The following is a 20,458-nucleotide window of genomic DNA, read 5'->3' on the forward strand; positions in this document are numbered from 1 at the left end:
AGGAGCTTTGGTCCACGGGGGATAACTTCTCGCGGACCAAAGCTCCTCAGGGTTAAACCCGCAACCCGATTTCGCGAATGCCGTCGAGGGTCAGGTTGGGAATGATTTCGGTAAAGTCGGGATGCAACGCCGTAATAACCGACGCCATCCCGCCCGTTGCGATGGCGATGCAGTCGCCGTTCAGTTCGGCGCGGATGCGGTCAATCAGCGAACGCACCAAGCCCTCGTACCCCATCACTACCCCCGCCTGGATGGCGTGGGCGGTGCTGGTACCCAGGGCCGAATCCGGCGTTACCAGCGGAACTTCCGGCAGCTGGGCTGTATTGGAAAACAGCGAACGTACGGCAGTTTTCAGGCCGGGCGCGATGGCAACACCGGCAATCTTACCGTCGCCCGTTACGGTGGTGAACGTCAGGGCCGTTCCAAAATCGACGATGACACAGTTTTGTTTGTAGCGCAAATAAGCGGCCAGCGCGTTGGCGACCAGGTCGGTTCCAATTGCGTAGGGGCGCAGAATCTGCATCGGTAAAGCCGGGTAAACCGCGGGGCCAACCACAACCGGCTCCACGTTGAAAAGCCGCATCAGGGTGGCGCGCAGGGTTGGAGTCAGTTCCGGAACCACGCTGCTGATAACGATGGATTCAACGGCGCCCAGTGGCACATTGGCTTCCAGAAACCACAACCGCAACAGCCTTTCGTACCGATCGTGCTCGGCCGGAACCGCAGCTAGGTCGCCAACCGGTCGGTCGGTGACGTGAAAAGCCATCGGTTCTTCGAGCAGGGTACGCGTCCGCCAGACGTGCCGCCATTGCTGCTGATCATGTAAACCAAAAACGGTATTGGAATTGCCTGCGTCGACGGCGAGGAACATAAAATAAAAATACGGTAAGTCAGTAAAACTGCAAAGATAGCACGAAAGACCGTTTTGAGAATCAACTCACTGCGCAAATCACGCGGCTCGTTTAGTAAGCGTCGTTATAAATCGTTACTTTTCAGAAACGGATTCGCATTCCGGCTTCCTCTTAACAAGCGGCTTTTCAAAAACGGATACGGTTATGTTCAGGAACAAGCTTCACCGGTTGATGGGTACCGCCCTGCTGATGCTGCTGGTGGGTGTAATCAACAGTTGCCAGAAAGACCCCGATGAACCGGCACCCACCAAGCCCATGACCTGGTTTGATTCTTTTGGGAAGGCGCTCGACGATTCGCTCAAGCTCAAAAAAATTGGCTATGGTTACGTAATTCTGGAAGGCGCCGAGGTGCGGGCTTCGGGGAGTGGCGGTTTCAAATCCCGGAGCAACGAAGCAGAAGGCGAAAAACCGTTTACGCTGGATACCAAAATGCATATTGCCAGCATGAGCAAAACCATTACAACGATGGCTTTCCTGCACCTGGCAGCCGAGAAAGGAATTAAAACTACCGACAAAATTGCACCCTATCTGCCGCCCGCCTGGGTAAAGGGCGAAAACATAGACCAGCTTACGTTTCGGGATCTGATGACGCACAGCAGCGGAATTATCGGGCTGGGCAACAACTGCGCTAACGGCGCCTATTCCGAAAACATCTGGTCGGGTTTGCAGCAACTCGTGCAGAGGGGCATTCGGATTACCAACCGGGGCAAGTACTGTTATCAGAATGCCAATTTTGGGCTATTTCGGGTGCTGATTCCCTCCATCCTGGGGTATTCGTTTACCGGAGACGACACCCTTGACGATCAGCAGACCCAGCAACGGTACATGGAATACGTTCAGCAGAGCGTGTTTGATAAAGCAGGCATCACCAGCGCCAATGCCAACCAGCCGTCGGGGGCGCCGACGTATGCTTACACGTATCCGTCGGCCCAGGAGTCGGGCTGGAATGCCGGTAGTTTTACCAATACCGTCGGGGGGTACGGCTGGTACCTGACGCCCACGGAAGCCGGAAAATTGTTTGCCACGGTTTTATCCACCGCCGACCAGAGCATCCTGACAACAGCCTGGAAAGATACCCTGCTAACCCACGGGCTGGCTTACTTCTCCGGGAGAGTCGCGGAAGGCCCAATTCGGTACCACGACGGGTGGTGGTACCTTCGGCTGGCGCAGTACCAGGGCGTCCGGACGGTCTGGATGCAGTTTCCCAACAACGTCACGGCGGTTTTATTTGTCAACGCCCTGCACGGCACCCGCGGGTATTTCCCGAGTGACGACGGCAACGACATTGTAACCTACCTCAGCCGGGCGTATACACTGGCCCGGGCCGCGAAAACCGGTCGGAAAATGGGGGGTACGGTGACGCTCGAACACCCGGAGCCGCATTGATTCGGCCCACAAAAGGATGGAAATTAAGCCGGTTCGTTGTATCTTTACCCACTGATTTTCAGTAACTGAGAATTATTTCACAGCCGATGGCGTCTGTTGCGCAGCTTGTTGCACCGACCCGGCTGAATACGTAGACAATAGATACGAATGTATGTACCCGGCATTGCTAATTGCCAGACAGTTTATTAACAAAGGCATCTCCGAAGGTCGGCCCATCACGCCCATGAAGCTGCAAAAGCTGATTTACATGGCGCACGGCTTACACCTGGCCCGGCACGAACACCCCCTGATTGCCGAAAAAGTACAGGCCTGGTCGTACGGCCCGGTAATTCCTGATGTATACACCCGTTTCAAACGGTTCGGAAATCATCCCATCAATACGCCCATTCCGACGCACGACTGGGAGGAGGAGCTTGATTCGCAAGCGCAGGACTCCATTGATTTTGCCTGGGACATTGCCCGGGATTACAACGCCATTCAGCTCTCCAACTGGACGCACATTGAGGGGTCGCCCTGGTACCAGTCGGTGAGCCGCAGCGACGGCGGAGCCATCGAGCAGGAACCCATCGATAACGAATTGATCAAGGAGTATTTCACCGAAATTATCAGACGCGATGTCGGAGAGTGAAGACAGTGAAAAGGCCAAAGAAAATTTCCGGAAGCTAATCGAGTCCTCTTCGACTGACCCCCGCAACAGCGGCCTTTCCCGAAACGAATTCGATCAGTACGACCAGGAGGAGCGCCGGACGCGGTTGCAGGGTTTGGTGCAGGACATCCAGGAGCGGAAGAAGTTTGCGCAGTGGATTTTCTGGATGGTAGTGTTCTGGCTGGTAGTGATTCTGGGAATCATCATTGCTGAGGGGCTTCACTGGCTGGATATTCCCCAGGCCGTCACCATCGCCCTGATCGGTTCGACGACGGTTAACGTGACGGCGTTTTTTGTGATCGTGACGAAGTACCTCTTTCCCGGAAAATAGCGGATTTAAGCGTTTTGCTAGTATAAAAGATCGCTGCGGTCCTTTCTCAGAAATCGTCTACATCGCTACAACCGACTTATGGAGTTCACAACCCGAATCGTTCAATTGCGCGGGCGCGCGGTTGCTATCCTGCTTCTGCTGATGGCCCTTGCCAATCCATTTGCTTTCTCACAAACGGGTGCAACGCCGGTTTCCGGAGCAAAGGCAAGCGGCAAACCGCTCCGGCTTTTTATCATCGGCAACAGTTTTTCCGGCAATGCCACCAAGTACCTGCCAGCGCTGAGCAAAGAGGGCGGTCGCGAACTAGTGATCGGGCGGGCCGAATTGGGGGGGTGTTCACTGCAACGGCATTGGGAGATTGTGCAAGCCGCCGAGGCCAATCCGGATGACCCGAAGGGGAAAGCTTATAACGGAAAATCACTGAAAATGCTGCTGTCGGAAGGCACCTGGGATGTGGTAACCCTGCAACAATACTCCATGCTGTCCGGCGATGCGGAGACCTACCAGCCCTACGCCCGGAAGCTACATGACTACATCAAAGCGCTGCAGCCTTCGGCTAAAATTGTCCTGCATCAAACGTGGGCGTACCGCGCCGATGCCGACGGTTTTGGTAAAATTGCCGGGGAAACCGTGGCGCAGACCGAAAAGGAGATGTGGGAAAAAGCACGGGCGGCTTACCATACCGTCGCCCGCGAGCTGGGCGTGTCGGTTATTCCCACCGGCGATGCCTTCTGGCAAATGAGTTCGGACCGGAACTGGGGTTTTCGAAAAGACGACGGTTTTAACGTGACTACCGCTCAACCGCCCCATTTGCCAGCTGAGAAGCATTCGCTGCACGTTGGCTACCGTTGGAATGACAATAAACTGGCGTTTGATTCCCACCACGCCAACAATGCGGGTTGTTATCTCGGGGCGCTGGTCTGGTACGGTTTTCTGTTCAACGAATCCCCGGTCAGGCTGACGTTTGTGCCCGAAGATGTGCCCGCTAATTTTGCCGCCCAACTGCGGAAAACGGCCTGGAAAGCGGTGCTGGAAGCCGGAAGTCCCGTTGCGCGATGAGGGTTTTAAAGCGCTTTCGGGTGGCGTGAGCGGGTGTCAGCGGGGGACCGCGCCAGCCAGTTGCCCAATCGACACCCCGTTTAAGAAATCCTACAATACAAAGGCCGCAGACTGAATTGGATCAGCCTGCGGCCCTGTGCGTTATGGCGCATCAACCGGTTATTTCTGATAACTCACCCGGTAAATCACCCCGTTGTTATCATCGGTAAACAGCAGTGAGCCGTCGGGCATGGCGGCAAGCCCAACCGGACGGCCAAACTGCGCCTGATTATCATTGACCAGAAAACCCGTCACGAAATTATCAATACGGGTGGGCTTACCGCCCTCGTAGTGGATTCGAATCAGGTTGTAGCCCGAAGGTTTCGACCGGTTCCAGGAACCGCGCATGGTAGCAAAGGCGTCGTTCTGATACTCCGCCGGAAAACCGCTGGCGGCTCCGGTACCCGTATAAAACACCATGCTCATGGGAGCCGCGTGCGGGTCGTACGAGAGGCTGGGAAGCGTCGTTTTGGCCAGCACATCCGCGTAAGTGGTGTCGCCCATTGGCCGGGGGTGGGGAGTGTAACTACCATCTCCGTAGATATACGGCCAGCCGTAGAAAGCCCCCTGCTTGATCTGGTTCAGTTCTTCTTTTTGCTGATCATCGCCCAGCCAGTCGATACCGTGGTCGAGGCCCCAGAGTTCTTTCGTTTCCGGATGCCAGCCAAAGCCGATGGTGTTGCGCAGACCGCTGGCGTAGACAATCCGTCCACTGCCGTCGGGATTGGCCCGCAGGATGGTGGCGTGTTCGGCGTTCGGTTCGGCACAGGCATTACAGGTACTGCCTACGGTAATGTACATCAACCCGTCGGGACCAAACCCGATGGTCCGGTTGGGGTGCTGCCCGCCGTCGGGCAGGTCGTTGATCAGCTGCTGCGGGGTTCCCAGCGTCCCGTCCGAATTGATATCGGCCCGGTAAAGTTCTTTCACCGCCACCAAGTACATTTTATCCTGATGGATCGTCAGACCGTGTACGGCTTTGATGTTGGCAACTACCTGACTGGCATCGGCTTTTCCGTCGCCGTTGGTATCACGCAACAGGGTTACCGTGCCCGCTTCCCGGCTGGTTACGTACACATTCCCGGACGCACTAACTGTCAGCATACGGGGTTTCCGGAGCTGATCGGCGAATTTGGCAATTCTGAAACCCGCCGGAAGTTTGAGCTGGGCCACCCGCTCGTCGGTAGCGTCGACGAGGGCAGGTTCAAATACATTTCCCTGGATGCTGGCTGATGTCGGCTCCTTATTGGTTTCGGGGATTTTAGCACCAACCAGGTGGTCTTTCGTGCACGAACTCACTGCACCCAAACCCGCTAAACCCACCAGCAGGGACGTCATGCGTAATTTTTTCATTAACAGAATAGTAGATAGGTGTGAGACTAAATTGTGGCAAGCGATTCTCTGCGGAGAGTCGATCGAACGAAGTCTATAACGCTGTAAGCCGTCGAGGGTTTAGGCAAAATCAGCAAGCAGGAAATTATTTCTGTTAAAACTATCTCGTGGTCCAAACAAAGGCTTGGGAGTCTGTTGACAAGGAATAATGGATGGTCTGGCGGCTTGTGTTCAGGGAAAGCGATTACGGCCTAGCGCTGATTTTAATTTCACCAGTTCGCCCAGTAAGTTTGTTTCCGCGACTAAATGCTCCAGGTGCAGGTTTCTGGCAATCCGGACAATCTCAGCGTTTAAGGTTTCTATTTCGGTGGGCCGCTGATTACGAATGTCCTGCAAGGTCGAAATGAGTTGCCCGTCCGACGTCCGGCTGATCAGCAAAAGGCTTTCCAGAACCTCTTCCGGCTCCAGCAAAATGCCCTTCTGGCAGGCAACAGCGGTGCATTCCCGAATGATACGCCAGGCCATTGCAAGCGCAGGCTCTTCCCGGTGAAAAATGCCGTTGTCCACTTCCAGCAGCGGACAGATGGAATTGAAAACGCTGTTGATGATGGCTTTCTTCCAGATGACGGGTTGAATATCCGCTTCGGCTCTGAATGGAAAGAGGGGAGTGGTGAGGTGGTCGACCAGCGAAAGCAAGTGGGTGTTGTTTCTCCGGATCACACCGATGGGCGAAACCGATACGGGTTTGAACCGGACGGTGTGGGCCGCAACCGGCTGGCTGGTAACAAAAAGTACACCCCGGTAAATTTCGGGAAAGGCATTGTCCAGAAAAGCCTGCTCGACGCCCAAACCGTTTTGCAGAATGACCAAAGGGGAGTTGCCAGCCTTATCTTTCAGGCTTTGGGCCAGCTTTTCGTTGCCGTATGATTTGCTGGTCAAAACGACACTACCGTTCAGTGCGGAGAAGCTGCGCAGGGAGCGAACCTCAATTTTCGCTTCCAGTTCGGTTTGCTCATCAGCGATGACCTTAATTGTTTCGGTGTACGGAGGCTGGTCATCTATGCTTCCGCGCAACAGCAGGACGTTTTTGTTGTCCTGCTTCAGCGCAACGGCCAGCGCTTTGCCGATGGCGCCCACACCAATGATATAAACCGCATCGTTCATTGTCTTCCGGTCTTGCTTTGTCGAGAAATCAGCGGGCGATACCGCGCTATCAGGGCGCTTCTCCGCCTTCGGGGCCGTAGAAAATCACCCAGGTTGCAAAGTCGTCGGTGAATTGCTGAAACCGGTGTTGGGCGCGGGCAGGTACAAAAAAGAAATCACCGGGCCGGAAGGGGTACGTCGTTCCTGCCAGGTCAAAAATCCCTGAACCGGAAATGATGAAATAAACTTCGTCCCGCTCGTGGGGCAGTTGACGGTCCTGCCCCACGGGTTTGTAGACCTCCAGCGAAAGCGTGCCGTACCCGAACAGCTCCAGAAATTCTTTTCCGGACGCCTGTAATTGCCGCAGTGCCTGTTCAGCCGGTTGGTGCATGGTTTACGGAATTTTTAATTCAAACAAACTGAACGAACCCTGGTGGTAATGGGCGGGTAATTCAAAGACGTTCTCGAGCTGAAATACGCCCAAATGCATAAAGCCGCAACTGACGTAGTAAGCATTGAGCTTTTCGTTGCCGCTGTGGGTGTCGAGCCGGACAAATTGTTTGCCGTTCGCTTTAGCGTATTGCTGCGCCCAGGCCACAATGTGTTTGACGTACTGCCCACCCCGAAACCGTGGGTTGGTAGCGATGCGGTGGAGGTAAACGGCCGGGTCGCGATCTTTTTCCTGCCAGATAAGCGGGTCTTGCCAGGCAATGACAAATACGCAGGCGATTTCACCGTTTTCTAGAATCTTCCATTGCCGGTTTTCCCGGATTTCGGATTCAACCAGGCTACGTTCAAAGCCCAGCCAGTGTCTGGCCCCCATCTCTTTCTGATAGGAGGTGGCCACGTCGTAAAGGTGGAATAAAGTCGGAATGTCTGCTTCCGTACAGGTGACGATTTGCATTGGTATTGAAGTAATGTTGTTACCGTTTGCCGGTAGCGGACCGGCGCACAAAACTCCGCTTAAATTCAACAGCAATACAGATACAATTTTGTAAATAAGAAGGGGTACAGTGGGTGGAAATATTATCGGCCACCGCCCAGGTCAATGAAGGTACCCGTGCAGTAAGACGCTTCATCGGACAAGAGCCAGAGAATGGCGTGGGCAACCTCCTTGGGCGTGCCACCCCGTTTCATCGGAATACCGTCTTTCAGACGATCTACGCGGTTGGGTTCACCCCCGCTGGCGTGAATATCGGTATAAATAAAGCCGGGTCGGACGGCATTGACCCGGATGCCTTCGTCGGCAACCTCCTTCGCCAACCCGAGCGTGAAGGCGTCAACGGCTCCTTTGGAAGCGGCATAATCGACGTATTCACCCGGCGAACCGGTGCGGGCCGCCACCGACGATACGTTGACGATGCTTCCGCCGATTCCGCCCCGTTTCATCGACATCCGGCTAACGGCTTCCCGGCAGCACAAAAAGCAACTGATGACGTTGCTGGTCAGTACCCGCTGCCAGCGGTCCACGCTCATTTGCTCCACGCGCATCTGATGCTCCAGAATACCGGCGTTGTTGACCAGCGCCGTGAGTGGACCCAACTGCCGGTCGATGGTTTGAAAGAGCGTAATCACATCGGATTCGGAAGATACATCCGCCTGCTGACAGATGGCTTTTCCGCCGTTCCGGTTAATGTCGTCAACTAGTTCCAAAGCTGCCTGCTGGTTCACGAGATAATTAACCACGACCCGATACCCCTGGTGGGCGGCCAGTCGGGCGGTTGCAGCGCCAATGCCCCGGCTGGAACCGGTAATTAAAACGGTTTTTTGCATTGCTTGGTAAGATATGGGTGTACGGACATTATGATGACACACGATTGGAAACCGCTCTTTTACAAGTATCGGTGTAATTTTGGTAGCTATACAGATACAGTTCTGCAAAATTCGATGGATACAGTCAAGCCAAATCAATTGACCGTTCAGCAGCCTGAACATTTGTACCTCCGGATTGCCCGGGGCATTGAACAGCAGATCCGGGATGAGGTCTTGCGGGTGGGCGACAAGCTCCCGTCGATCCGGACCATCTGCCGCGAGCAGGGCGTCAGCATGAGTACGGCCACTCAGGCCTATTTTGAACTGGAAAGCCGTTCGCTGATCGAATCCCGACCCCAATCGGGGTATTATGTCAGCCGCTCTCCCCGCAAACAACTCGCTGTTCCGCAAACCAGCCAGCCTCCGGAGGAAGCCACCCAGGAAAGTCAGGAGGTTATTATTCAGCGGGTTTACAGCAACATCAACAACAGCGCCATTGTTCGGCTTTCGTTGGGCGTCCCCGCCGACGAACTACTGCCCATCGCCAAACTCAACAAAGGGCTGGTGCAGGCCATGCGCGAACTGCCGGCCAGCGGAACGGCTTACGAGGAGATTCAGGGCAACGAAAAGCTTCGGCGCCAGATTGCCCACCGGTCGTTTACGTGGGAGGGTCGTTTATCGGATAAGGATGTGGTAACAACGGCGGGTTGCATGAGTGCGCTGTCCTTTAGCCTGATGGCGCTTACCCAGCGCGGAGACACCATTGCCGTGGAAAGCCCCGTGTATTTTGCGGTCCTGCAACTAGCCAAAAGTCTAGGATTAAACATTCTGGAATTGCCCACCAATCCGCAGACCGGTGTGGAGATGGAAGCTTTTCAGAAGGCATTACCCAAGGTTAAACTGGCAATCCTGGTGAGTAACTTCAACAACCCAATTGGAAGTTGTATGCCCGATGAGCACAAACGGCAAGTGGTACAATGGCTACAACACTACCATGTTCCCCTGATCGAAGACGATTTGTACGGCGATGTCTATTTTTCCGAAAGTCGCCCAAAATCCTGCAAAACGTACGACGAGAGCGGGCTGGTTCTGTGGTGTGGATCGGTTTCCAAAACGCTGGCCCCCGGCTACCGGGTCGGGTGGGTGGCCCCGGGGCGGTTTACCGAGCAGATTACCCGCATGAAGCTGATGCACTCGGTTTCGTCTACCACCCTTACGCAGGAAGTTATTGCCAATTTTCTGGAAAATGGCCGGTACGAAAACCACCTGCGAAAGCTACGCCGGACGTTACACACCAACAGTCTGCAATACAGCCGGGCCATCGCCGACTACTTTCCGGAAGGAACCCGCGTCAGCCAGCCGCAGGGCGGTTTTTTTCTGTGGGTAGAACTCGACAAGCGCATCAATACCGTTGAACTGTACAACAGGGCGCTCAGACACGGAATCAGCATTGCGCCCGGGCGCATGTTTACGTTACAAAATCAGTTTGACAACTGCATGCGCCTGAGTTATGGTCTTCCCTGGAACGAAAAATTGGATCAGACCCTCAAAACCCTCGGAACACTGGCAAAATCCATCTAATAAGATTGGAACGGAAAGCTTGTGAACCGCCAGGAAACTGATTTTCGTCAGTTTCCTGAAGAAATGAACACTTAAGGCATTTTTGAAAATTGCTGGCACTAAGATTGTTACTAGTAATGTAAAATCGCTAAAAGGCTACACAACCCCAAAGCGTTTTTTTAGACTCACCGTAACGAATACTTACTTACCGTAACAAAGAAAGCCTGAAGAGCCGGGCAAATTAGAGAGACAATGTGTATGCTTTGAGAAAGATACATCTTTGGTTGAATGTGAATGAACTGGTTAACAACAACGGCCCGGTAGCGAAACTACCGGGCCGTTGTTGTTGAAACCTGCTAGCGAAATCCGGTTCAATAACGGGATTGCCGCAAAAAAGCAAGCCCGCTGATTCATGATGAACCAGCGGGCTACACGTGTTGTCAGTTGCCGGAGAAGGATTCGAACCCTCACAAACAGAACCAAAATCTGTCGTCCTACCCTTAGACGATCCGGCAATTGCGAGTGCAAAGGTAGCGGTTTCCTGAACAAAAAAGCAAGAAAGCTCAAAAAAAATTAAGATTTAATCAGCAAGCGTGAAGAATTAAAAGCGCTGCGTCAGCTAACTCTTCACGCTTAATTCTTCATTCCTAATTATTTACGCCCTGCGTTTCGGCCGTAGGAAGAATTTTTTTGACCAGCCCCTGCAGCACCTTGCCCGGTCCGCATTCGATGAATACCGTTGCGCCGTCGGCACCCATGGCTTCTACCGATTGCGTCCAGCGGACGGGGGCGGTGAGTTGGGCAATCAGGTTGGCTTTGATGGTATCCACGTCCGTCGACGGTTTGGCGTTTACGTTCTGGTAGATGGGGCAGCGCGGCTGGCTAAACGGTGTTGTGGAAATGGCCTGCGCCAGTTCGGCCCGCGCGGGCTCCATCAGCGGGGAGTGAAACGCTCCACCGACCTGCAAAGGCAACACCCGTTTCGCACCGGCTTCTTTTAATTTTTCGCCCGCCAGCCGAACTCCTTCGAGCGACCCCGAAATCACGACCTGGCCCGGGCAATTGTAGTTGGCCGGAATAACCACTTCCTTGAAACCGGATTCAGCGGCTACCTGAAGGCAAATCTGTTCGATGGTTTCGTCGGGCAGACCCAGCACGGCAGCCATCGTTGAAGGATTCAGCTCGCAGGCTTTCTGCATGGCGCTGGCTCGCTGCGCCACCAGCCGCAGACCGTCTTCGAACGACAAGGCACCAGCCGCCACCAGGGCCGAGAACTCGCCGAGTGAGTGACCGGCGACCATGGCAGCATCGAACCGGTTAGCTGCAAAGTCCTCAACGCTTTGGGCCAGAATGACGGAGTGCAGAAAGATGGCCGGTTGGGTAACGTTCGTTTGCTTCAGCTCCTCGTCGGTGCCTTCAAACATTACCTTCGTGATTTCGAAACCCAGGATATGGTTGGCCTGCTCGAAGAGGTAGTTGGCTTTTTCAGATTGCTGATACAGTCCCAGGCCCATGCCGGTAAACTGCGCCCCCTGACCGGGGAAGATATAGGCTTTTTTCATGATCAAACATAAGGTCCAGAAGCAGAATTAAGCGGCTAAAAAAGGCACCGGAATCTAATTTGTGCAGCCTTCCGGCTAAACCTTGGGTCCGCCTGATTCCTGTTCAGAACAGGGTCAGTTCAGGACAAAGAAAGGGGCTACCGTCAATTATTCCAAAAACACGCTTTTAACGCCGGAAAGAGAGCCGGTATTACCTATTGGTTTTTACTTGAAATAATACCATTCAATGGGTAGCAAAAAGAACAAAATCATTCAGCAATATGTTGCTTAATAGGGATAAACCTTCACCTTTTATTGATTCCAAATAAGCGTAAAAAAATAGGGTTTTTTTGGTTCGAATTGCTTTGTGCAGTAGTTTTGACGTCTACGAATCGGTTAATTTTCAAGCCGGTTTACTAAACAAAATTTTCTGATTTTAGAATATGTCTTGGGTAACAACATCACTTTCCAGCTCCCTTGGCCGCAAGGTTGTTATGTCGCTGACGGGGTTGTTTTTGTGCACGTTTCTCGTTGTCCACTTAGTTGGAAACCTGCAATTGTTTAAAGGAGATGAAGGACAGTCCTTCAATGAGTACAGCTACTTTATGACTCACAACCCGCTCATAAAGACGATTTCTTACCTGCTGTATGCTTCTATTATCGCTCACGCTGTGATGGCGCTGGTCCTGACCCGCCAAAATCAGGCTTCGCGTCCCATCAAATACGCGTATGCCAGACCGGAAGCCAATAGCCACTGGACTTCACGGAACATGGGAATCCTGGGAACGATCATTCTGATCTTCATCGTGATTCACATGCGGACGTTCTGGTACACGATGCACTTTGGACCCATCACGCTGGCCGGGGAGGAAATTCAGGCGGGATCCATTCCGGAAGTAACCTACGACGGCGAACCGATCAAGAACCTGTACGCAGTTACGACCTTTGCCTTCTCGTACCTGTGGTATGTGTTGCTGTACGTAGCTTCTATGGCGGCTTTGTCCTTCCACCTGGTGCACGGTTTCCAGAGTGGTTTCCAGACCTTGGGGCTTCGTCACAAGAAATACTCTCCGCTGATCGAAAAGGTGGGGACGTATGTGTTTGGCATCCTTATTCCGGCGCTGTTTGCGGCTATGCCGGTATACATCTACCTGAAAGTGCATCATATTCTTTTTTAATCAGAACAGGGTTTATCACTGAGCATTGAACCGCATCTGTCTATGATCGACGTACTAGAAGAACAAGAAACCGGAATCAAACTAGAGTCAAAGAGTCCGGAAGGCCCGCTGGCAGAAAAGTGGGCAAAACATAAATTTAATCTGAAGCTGGTTAACCCGGCTAACAAGCGGAAATACGAAGTTATCGTTGTTGGAACGGGTTTGGCGGGCGCTTCGGCGGCTGCTACGCTGGCGGAGTTGGGGTACAATGTTAAGGCGTTTTGCTTCCAGGATAGCCCCCGCCGGGCACACAGTATTGCGGCCCAGGGCGGTATCAACGCAGCTAAAAATTACCAAAACGACGGCGACAGCATTTTTCGGCTGTTTTACGATACCATCAAAGGGGGCGACTACCGGGCTCGTGAAGCCAACGTACACCGGCTGGCCGAGGTGAGTGTCAACATCATCGACCAGTGTGTGGCGCAGGGCGTACCGTTTGCCCGTGAGTACGGCGGGGCACTGGCCAACCGCTCCTTCGGGGGGGCGCAGGTTTCCCGGACGTTCTACGCGCGGGGCCAGACGGGTCAGCAGTTGCTGCTGGGTGCCTACAGCTCCCTGAGTCGGCAGGTGGCCAACGGAAAAGTGAAGCTGTTCCCGCGGACCGAAATGCTGGACCTGGTGGTGGAGGGCGGAAAAGCCCGCGGCATCATCACCCGCAACCTGATTACCGGTAAGATCGAATCACATTCTGCCCACGCCGTTCTGCTTTGTACGGGAGGATACGGAAATGTATTTTACCTGTCAACCAACGCGATGGGCTCGAATACGACGGCCATCTGGCGGGCGCACAAGAAAGGTGCCCTGTTTGGAAATCCGTGTTTTACCCAGATTCACCCGACCTGTATCCCGGTGAAAGGCAACTACCAGTCGAAGCTGACCCTGATGTCGGAATCGCTGCGGAATGACGGACGGGTGTGGGTGCCGAAAACGAAAGAGCTGGCTGAGAAAGTCCGTAAGGGCGAAATCAAGGCGAAAGATATTAAGGAGGAAGACCGCGATTACTTCCTGGAGCGCCGGTATCCATCCTTCGGTAACCTGGTACCGCGCGACGTGGCTTCCCGGAACGCCAAGATGGTTTGCGACGAAGGCCGCGGTGTAGCACCGACAGGACTGGCGGTTTACCTTGATTTTGCCGACGCCATCAAACGCGACGGACGCAAGGTGATTGAAGCCAAATATGGTAACCTGTTCGAGATGTACGAAAAAATCGTAGATGATGATCCGTACGAAACGCCGATGAAAATCTACCCGGCTGTTCACTACACGATGGGCGGTTTGTGGGTTGATTACAACCTGATGACGAACATTCCGGGCTTGTACGCCCTGGGTGAAGCGAATTTCTCCGACCACGGTGCTAACCGGTTGGGTGCTTCGGCGCTGATGCAGGGATTGGCCGACGGGTATTTCGTTATTCCTTACACCCTGGGCGATTACCTGGCGACCATTGGTCCGTCAGACCGGCTGCCGGTCGATCACGCAGCCTTTAAAGAAGCCGAAAAAGGTGTTAATGATACCATCAACCGGATGCTGTCGATCAAAGGGGAGAAAACCGCTGAAGAACTGCACCGGCAACTGGGACACATCATGTGGGAATACTGCGGTATGGCCCGGAATGAACAGGGGCTGATCAAGGCCCGGAAATTGATTCAGGACTTAAAAGAGGAGTTCTGGAGCAATCTTCGAATTACGGGCACCGACCAGGAACTGAACCCGGCTCTGGAGCAGGCATCCCGCGTGGCCGACTTTATTGAACTGGGCGCGCTGATGGTTGAAGATGCCCTGAACCGGAACGAATCCTGCGGAGGACACTACCGGGAGGAATATTCAACCGAAGACGGCGAAGCCAGACGTGACGATGAAAATTACACGTACGTGGCCGCCTGGGAATTCCGAGGGCATAATCAGCCAGAAAAACTGCACAAGGAAAATCTGGTTTTCGAAACCGTTAAGCTGACGCAACGGAGTTATAAATAAGGTTTAAAGGTAAAGTGGGCGGTGTCATACGTTGTGCTGTCCACTCAGACGCCAAACGAAATGAATGTTACACTGAAAGTCTGGAGACAAAAAAATAGCCAAACACCGGGCCAAATGGTGGAATATAAACTGTCGGATATCTCCCCGGATATGTCTTTCCTGGAAATGTTCGACGTGTTGAACGAACAACTGGCGCACAAAGGCGATGAGCCCGTTGCGTTCGATCACGACTGTCGGGAGGGGATCTGCGGGATGTGCTCAATGTACATCAACGGCCGCCCCCACGGCCCGCAGACGGGTACAACCACCTGTCAGCTGCACATGCGGAGCTTCAACGACGGCGAAACCATTGTTGTAGAGCCCTGGCGGGCCTTGGCTTTTCCGGTCATTAAAGACCTGGTGGTGGATCGGGACGCCCTGGACCGCATCGTACAGGCCGGTGGATATGTGTCGGTCAACACCGGTTCGGCACCGGATGCCAACGAAATGCTGATTCCGCGGGAGGTGGCCGAAGAAGCCATGGACGCAGCCCAGTGTATTGCCTGCGGGGCCTGCGTGGCCGCTTGTAAAAACGCGTCGGCGATGTTGTTCACGGCCGCTAAAGTTTCGCACCTGGCGGTATTACCGCAAGGGAAAGCCGAGCAGAAACTGCGGGCCGAACGGATGGTTGCTCAGATGGACGCTGAAGGATTCGGAGCCTGTTCGTTTACGGGAGCCTGTTCGGTAGAGTGTCCGAAATCAATTTCGCTCGACCATATCGCCCGCCTGAACCGCGAGTATCTGGGGGCTAAATTGACATCGAATAACGTCTAAGTGTTTTGCAAATTGATCAACGAACGCCCGGCCCGACAGGTCGGGCGTTTTTTATGACGTTCAACCTCAGAAATATTGGTACTTTTACGAAAAAATCCTGCTTAGCTGGCGGTGAGTTCTACCGTACCAGTTTGCATTTGGCAGCAATATGAAGATTGATTTTAATAAAAATACCGATGGCCTGGTGCCCGCCCTCATTCAGGACGCCGAAACTGGCAAAGTGCTGATGCTCGGTTACATGAATCAGGAAGCCTACGACAAAACCCAGCAGGAAGGTGTGGTTACGTTTTACAGCCGCAGTAAACAACGGCTTTGGACCAAGGGAGAAACCTCCAATAATTTTCTGCACGTGAAGGAAATTCTGGTGGATTGTGACGGCGATACCCTGCTGATCAAAGCGCAGCCGGCGGGACCAACCTGTCATACCGGGGCGGATACTTGCTTCAACGAAGTAAATCAGGGCAAGGGGCTGTTTCTCAATTATCTACAGGGCGTCATCCACGACCGCCGGCAAAATCCGACCGAAGGCTCTTACACGGCTTCACTTTTCAAAAAAGGCGTTAATAAGATTGCTCAGAAGGTAGGAGAGGAGGCTGTTGAACTGGTTATCGAAGCCAAAGATTCCAACGACGAGCTGTTCAAGAACGAAGCAGCTGACCTGCTCTACCACTACCTGATCCTACTCGAGCAGAGAAATATGGGTCTGGACGACATCATTGCGGTATTGCAGCAACGACACGCAAAGTAAGATGCCAAACAATGCGCAGAGGTTTCCGGTTTGAAGATTGAAGTTGCCTGTTTTTTCATACAACTTTAATCCTCAAACATTAAACACAAAACGCATTATGGGCCTTATCATACGCATTCTTATTAGTGCCGTGGCAGTACTGATCGCCAGCTATGTCCTGAGATCATTCGGCGTGTATGTCGACGGTTTTGGCACAGCAGTCATCGTCGCCATTGTACTGGGTTTATTGAACGCCGTCCTCAAGCCAATTTTAGTTGTCCTGACGATCCCTATCACCATTCTTACCCTAGGTTTGTTTTACCTGGTCATCAACGTTCTGATGGTCTATCTGGCGGCTTCACTGGTGGGTGGTTTCCGGGTCGACAACTTTCTTGGGGCGTTGTTATTCAGTGTCATTGTGTCGGTGGTCAGCAGCATCATCGGTTCCATTGTTGACTAAACAACACCGGATGGATTGAGCAAAGCCAGGCCCCTGTGGTCTGGCTTTTTACATGAGTCACAAACCGTATTTTAATAACCTTTTACAGAACAACGGGTTTATTTCTCAAAAACCGCTCTCACGATGAAACGTCTTCTTGTTCCAATATTTGCTTTATCACATGGCCTTACAACCGCTTTCGGGCAATGTAATCCGCCAACTCCGGCGCAAAATGCCGCCTACGAAAAGGTGGTGAAAGAACTACAAAACCAATTCCGGAATAATCCTCCGGCGGGCGATTGGCAGGTATTCGATGAGCGCAGTTCCTTGGGCAAACTGGAGTTGAGCGACGAGTACGGCAAGATTTTTCGAATCTGTGGCGATCGCTACGACCTGACGTTCCAGCGGACTTCGGCGGCCAACCAGCAGAAAGCCCGTGCCGACAGCGCCAAGGCCATTGGCGACACCACCACCCAGCAGCAGCGTTCGCTGGTGATGAGTACGGATTCGGTTTATCGCGAAGCCGATCCAAGCCGGGCCAGCGATCTGTCGAAATCAACTGTCGATATAAATGTGGAGATGAACGCGGGCAATTACCGGCTGGAAGAACCCATCAGCAACCGGTTTGTAGATTCGTACAAAACCATTGCTGTCAACGGTGCCCCGCTGGCTCTCCAGATTACGCTGAAACCCGGTGAAAATGGTGTAGCCGCCCGGCCTGAAACCGTTGTGTTGCTGGGCAATTGGAAGAACAACCTTCAGAAGAATCCGAAAGGGGATAAGCTGTACCACTACTCGTACAAAAAAGGCGGTACGATGATCGAAAACCTGGTGGTTACCATAAAAGCGCCTTTCGACGTTGCGAGCGAAATTGTGAAGAAAATTGATTGGAAAGCCATCAATGCCACGTTGGCCAAATAGATAAATTGAAATGCAGATTTGCCATCGTATTTTAGCAGTATGAAAAGTATCGTCGTCTATTGCGGTTCGAGTCCCGGATTCAACCCGGTTTATAAAGAAGCTGCTCAGGAATTGGGCGAAAAATTTGCGGAGAAAGAGATCCGGCTCATTTACGGGGGCGGCAACATTGGCTTGATGGGCGCCATCGCCGATGCTGTGCTGTCGAACGGCGGGGAAGTAACCGGTGTGATCCCGAACTTCCTGGCCGCGCTGGAAGTAGCTCACAACACCCTGACGGAACTTCACTTTGTGGAAACCATGCACGAGCGGAAGTTCAAAATGGTGCAGCTGGCCAAAGCCGTGATTGCCCTGCCCGGTGGATACGGTACATTTGACGAGCTATTTGAAATCCTGACCTGGAGTCAGCTCCGGCTTTACGAAGGCCCCATCGGACTGCTTAACGTCAACGGCTTTTATGATTTATTGCTTCAGCAACTGGATCGAATGGTGGATGATGGTTTCCTGAAAGCTGAAAATCGGGAATTACTTATAGTCGGGGAGACAAGTGAAGAGCTGCTGGCGAAGATTGAAGCGTATTGGGAGCAGGAAGTTTAGATGTCGTAATCGGTTGGGCTGGCAAACTGTACGAAGAGAAAAAACAGAAAAACAGCCAGGAATAACCACCCTAGAATCAGGCCCTTGGTCAGGTAATCGAACCCAACCACCAGCCCGAGCAGGCACAGAAGAACGTTAACGACCCGATGAATCAAATCGCGGTAGGAAGACACGGCAGGAAGCGAAAGTGGCTTCTTCTTCCTTTTTCTGAACGGGACCATTGTAGTAGCAAAAATTACGGATATAAATTTGGCGAAATTATTTGTATATAAAGGGCTTGCCTGACCAATTATAGAAATATTTTGTAGCAAAAAATAGGCCGATTTGCGAGTGTGGCATCCGAATTGAACGCATTTCTGGTAAATAATCCGTAGTACTTCTACGTTCTTACTCTATTAACCTCTACGCCGTTGTCAATGAACCTTCGGATTTGTACGCTGACCGGATTTTTGGGGCTGATTATGCCATTAGCCTTTGCTCAGCAGAACGCTCCGTCCAAAGTCGAAAACCTGGGAAACCAGATTAACTCGGAATACAACGAAGTCAATCCCGTTATCTCGCCCGACGGACGGACTTTATATTTTGCCCGTATTAGCCACCCGCAGAATACGCACGGGAACAAAGGCAGCCAGGACATCTGGTATTCCGAATTACTCCAGGGAGATCGATGGAGCCCGGCCCGCCGGATGGGCGCTCCCCTCAATAAAGACGAGTACAACTGCGCCTACAGCATTACGCCCGATGGCAACACGATGCTCATCAAGGGTGCCTATACCAACGGTAACTACGAAACGCGCGGCTTTTCGACCAGTAAACGAACCGCCGGAGGGTGGTCAGCCCCGCAGAAACTGAACATTCCCAATTACGAGCGTCTAAGCAAAGGGCAGTACGACTGCGGTTACCTGTCGGCCGACGGAAAAGTGCTCGTCATGGCGTTCAGTGAAAAAAAGAACAGCAAGGAAGATGATATTTACGTCAGCTTTCGGCAGAAAGACGGTTCCTGGAGCAAACCGCTGAGCCTGGGGCCGGAAGTAAATACCGATGCTACCGAAACAACGCCTTTTCTGGCGGCTGACGGCGCGACCCTGTACTTTTCGAGTGATCGGCCCGGCGGCTCCGGCAGCAACGATATTTACGTTTGCAAACGGGTTGATAAAACCTGGAAGCACTGGTCGAAGCCGGTCAACTTGGGCCCCGCCATCAACACCGACGGCTATGACGCCTATTACTCGGTGGCAGCTTCGGGTGAATATGCCTACATGACAAGCTTCAAGAATACGCTCGGCAAGGGAGATATTGTGCGAGTCAAACTCCGCGACGAATCAAACCCGGATGATAAAACTGTTCCCGAGGAAGTGCGCCCCGATCCGGTGGTGCTAGTGAGCGGTAAAGTTATCGATCAGAAAACCGGCAAACCCATTGAAGCCCGGGTGGTGTATCAAACCCTACCCGACGGTTCCGAAGCCGGTGAGGCCACGTCGGACCCGGTAACCGGTGAATACAAAATCGTTTTGCCCTACGGTAAGAAGTACAGCATGCGGGCCGTTGCGCCCAATTTCATTGCGGAAGGAGGCAATATCGACCTTACCGAAACCAAAGGTTTTCAGGAAATCAAAGGCAAAGAGCTGAATCTGATTCCGATTGAAGTCGGACGGGCTGTGCGGCTGAACAACATTTTCTTCGATGTGGGTAAAGCCACGCTGCGCGATGAATCGTTCCCCGAGCTGGATCGGATGGTGAACACGTTCAACGAAAATCCCAAAATGACCGTTGAAGTGGGCGGGCATACGGATAATACCGGATCAAACGAAATCAACCTGAAATTGTCGCAGGACCGCGCCGATGCCGTTCGTGAGTATTTTATCGGCAAGGGCATCGAGCCCGACCGGGTGGGCAGCAAAGGGTACGGTGAGGCCCGGCCCGTGGCAACCAACGACACCGATGAAGGGCGGCAGACAAACCGGCGCGTGGAGTTTGTTATCAAGAAGAAATAGCTTAAGTCTTCTGTAATCGCTACTACTGAAAACAGAATTGCCCGGTTTGCCGGGCAATTCTGTTTATGATGAAGCTATG

The 20,458-nt window shown here is 52.9% G+C and carries 21 protein-coding genes and 1 tRNA gene; 13 read left to right on the forward strand and 9 right to left on the reverse strand.

From position 1 onward, the window contains the following. Positions 1–52 precede the first annotated feature (52 nt). Positions 53–871: a type III pantothenate kinase gene (locus tag OQ371_RS09360; protein WP_265993505.1), complete on the reverse strand. Its 819-nt coding sequence runs from the start codon at positions 869–871 to the stop codon at positions 53–55. 184 nt (positions 872–1,055) lie between these two features. Between OQ371_RS09360 and OQ371_RS09365 the strand changes: the two genes are divergently transcribed. The 4 genes from OQ371_RS09365 (at position 1,056) to OQ371_RS09380 (ending at position 4,333) form a co-directional block, all read left to right on the forward strand. Next, positions 1,056–2,297, forward strand: coding sequence for a serine hydrolase domain-containing protein (locus tag OQ371_RS09365; RefSeq protein ID WP_265993506.1), 1,242 nt, complete (start codon positions 1,056–1,058; stop codon positions 2,295–2,297). Between the two features lie 151 nt (positions 2,298–2,448). After that, complete coding sequence (locus OQ371_RS09370; RefSeq protein ID WP_265993507.1) at positions 2,449–2,925, forward strand: Panacea domain-containing protein; 477 nt, start codon at positions 2,449–2,451, stop codon at positions 2,923–2,925. Continuing rightward, positions 2,912–3,274, forward strand: coding sequence for a hypothetical protein (locus tag OQ371_RS09375; protein WP_265993508.1), 363 nt, complete (start codon positions 2,912–2,914; stop codon positions 3,272–3,274). The genes OQ371_RS09370 and OQ371_RS09375 overlap by 14 nt, the downstream gene beginning before the upstream one ends. A gap of 78 nt (positions 3,275–3,352) precedes the next feature. Beyond that, positions 3,353–4,333, forward strand: coding sequence for a DUF4886 domain-containing protein (locus OQ371_RS09380; RefSeq protein ID WP_265993509.1), 981 nt, complete (start codon positions 3,353–3,355; stop codon positions 4,331–4,333). Positions 4,334–4,492: 159 nt separating this feature from the next. Here the strand turns inward: OQ371_RS09380 and OQ371_RS09385 are convergent, their stop codons facing one another. The 5 genes from OQ371_RS09385 to OQ371_RS09405 all read right to left on the reverse strand — a co-directional run bounded on the left by OQ371_RS09385 (position 4,493) and on the right by OQ371_RS09405 (position 8,620). Continuing rightward, the gene (locus OQ371_RS09385; protein WP_265993510.1) at positions 4,493–5,725 is read right to left on the reverse strand and encodes a PQQ-dependent sugar dehydrogenase; all 1,233 of its coding nucleotides are present in this window, start codon (positions 5,723–5,725) and stop codon (positions 4,493–4,495) included. A 210-nt stretch (positions 5,726–5,935) separates the two neighbouring features. Next, complete coding sequence (locus OQ371_RS09390) at positions 5,936–6,868, reverse strand: ketopantoate reductase family protein (protein ID WP_265993511.1); 933 nt, start codon at positions 6,866–6,868, stop codon at positions 5,936–5,938. Positions 6,869–6,917: 49 nt separating this feature from the next. Next, positions 6,918–7,238 carry a cupin domain-containing protein gene (locus OQ371_RS09395; protein ID WP_265993512.1) on the reverse strand — a complete coding sequence of 107 codons (321 nt, stop codon included), beginning with the start codon at positions 7,236–7,238 and terminating at the stop codon, positions 6,918–6,920. A gap of 3 nt (positions 7,239–7,241) precedes the next feature. Further along, on the reverse strand, positions 7,242–7,751 hold the full coding sequence (locus OQ371_RS09400) for a GNAT family N-acetyltransferase (protein WP_265993513.1): 510 nt from the start codon (positions 7,749–7,751) through the stop codon (positions 7,242–7,244). Between the two features lie 122 nt (positions 7,752–7,873). Continuing rightward, on the reverse strand, positions 7,874–8,620 hold the full coding sequence (locus OQ371_RS09405; RefSeq protein ID WP_265993514.1) for an SDR family oxidoreductase: 747 nt from the start codon (positions 8,618–8,620) through the stop codon (positions 7,874–7,876). Between the two features lie 114 nt (positions 8,621–8,734). Between OQ371_RS09405 and OQ371_RS09410 the strand changes: the two genes are divergently transcribed. Beyond that, positions 8,735–10,180, forward strand: coding sequence for an aminotransferase-like domain-containing protein (locus tag OQ371_RS09410; RefSeq protein WP_265993515.1), 1,446 nt, complete (start codon positions 8,735–8,737; stop codon positions 10,178–10,180). Between the two features lie 423 nt (positions 10,181–10,603). On the opposite strand, the gene OQ371_RS09415 is transcribed toward OQ371_RS09410, so the two are convergent. Then, positions 10,604–10,674 (reverse strand) — tRNA-Gln (locus tag OQ371_RS09415). A 132-nt stretch (positions 10,675–10,806) separates the two neighbouring features. Continuing rightward, positions 10,807–11,721, reverse strand: coding sequence for an ACP S-malonyltransferase (gene fabD / locus OQ371_RS09420; RefSeq protein ID WP_265993516.1), 915 nt, complete (start codon positions 11,719–11,721; stop codon positions 10,807–10,809). 422 nt (positions 11,722–12,143) lie between these two features. Here fabD and OQ371_RS09425 point away from each other — a divergent pair, with 422 nt between their 5' ends. The 7 genes from OQ371_RS09425 (at position 12,144) to OQ371_RS09455 (ending at position 18,385) form a co-directional block, all read left to right on the forward strand. Next, the gene (locus OQ371_RS09425) at positions 12,144–12,878 is read left to right on the forward strand and encodes a succinate dehydrogenase cytochrome b subunit (RefSeq protein ID WP_265993517.1); all 735 of its coding nucleotides are present in this window, start codon (positions 12,144–12,146) and stop codon (positions 12,876–12,878) included. 75 nt (positions 12,879–12,953) lie between these two features. Beyond that, positions 12,954–14,891 (forward strand): fumarate reductase/succinate dehydrogenase flavoprotein subunit, encoded by a 1,938-nt coding sequence (locus tag OQ371_RS09430; RefSeq protein ID WP_265994291.1) that lies wholly within the window; start codon positions 12,954–12,956, stop codon positions 14,889–14,891. 60 nt (positions 14,892–14,951) lie between these two features. Next, positions 14,952–15,704, forward strand: coding sequence for a succinate dehydrogenase/fumarate reductase iron-sulfur subunit (locus OQ371_RS09435; RefSeq protein ID WP_265993518.1), 753 nt, complete (start codon positions 14,952–14,954; stop codon positions 15,702–15,704). Between the two features lie 148 nt (positions 15,705–15,852). Beyond that, positions 15,853–16,452, forward strand: a complete 600-nt coding sequence (hisIE, locus tag OQ371_RS09440; protein ID WP_265993519.1) for a bifunctional phosphoribosyl-AMP cyclohydrolase/phosphoribosyl-ATP diphosphatase HisIE — start codon at positions 15,853–15,855, stop codon at positions 16,450–16,452. Between the two features lie 97 nt (positions 16,453–16,549). Then, positions 16,550–16,891: a phage holin family protein gene (locus OQ371_RS09445; RefSeq protein ID WP_265993520.1), complete on the forward strand. Its 342-nt coding sequence runs from the start codon at positions 16,550–16,552 to the stop codon at positions 16,889–16,891. 123 nt (positions 16,892–17,014) lie between these two features. Next, positions 17,015–17,791, forward strand: a complete 777-nt coding sequence (locus OQ371_RS09450; RefSeq protein WP_265993521.1) for a hypothetical protein — start codon at positions 17,015–17,017, stop codon at positions 17,789–17,791. Positions 17,792–17,830: 39 nt separating this feature from the next. After that, a complete protein-coding gene (locus OQ371_RS09455) occupies positions 17,831–18,385 on the forward strand; it encodes an LOG family protein (RefSeq protein WP_265993522.1) in 555 nt (184 codons plus the stop codon). Here the strand turns inward: OQ371_RS09455 and OQ371_RS09460 are convergent. Next, positions 18,382–18,558 (reverse strand): hypothetical protein, encoded by a 177-nt coding sequence (locus tag OQ371_RS09460; RefSeq protein WP_265993523.1) that lies wholly within the window; start codon positions 18,556–18,558, stop codon positions 18,382–18,384. The two genes, OQ371_RS09455 and OQ371_RS09460, sit on opposite strands and share 4 nt — an antisense overlap. 243 nt (positions 18,559–18,801) lie before the next feature. Between OQ371_RS09460 and OQ371_RS09465 the strand changes: the two genes are divergently transcribed. Then, complete coding sequence (locus tag OQ371_RS09465; protein ID WP_374761441.1) at positions 18,802–20,379, forward strand: OmpA family protein; 1,578 nt, start codon at positions 18,802–18,804, stop codon at positions 20,377–20,379. The last annotated feature ends 79 nt before the right edge of the window (positions 20,380–20,458 follow it).

Origin of the sequence: Larkinella insperata (assembly GCF_026248825.1) — a bacterium.
Classification (GTDB): domain Bacteria; phylum Bacteroidota; class Bacteroidia; order Cytophagales; family Spirosomataceae; genus Larkinella; species Larkinella insperata.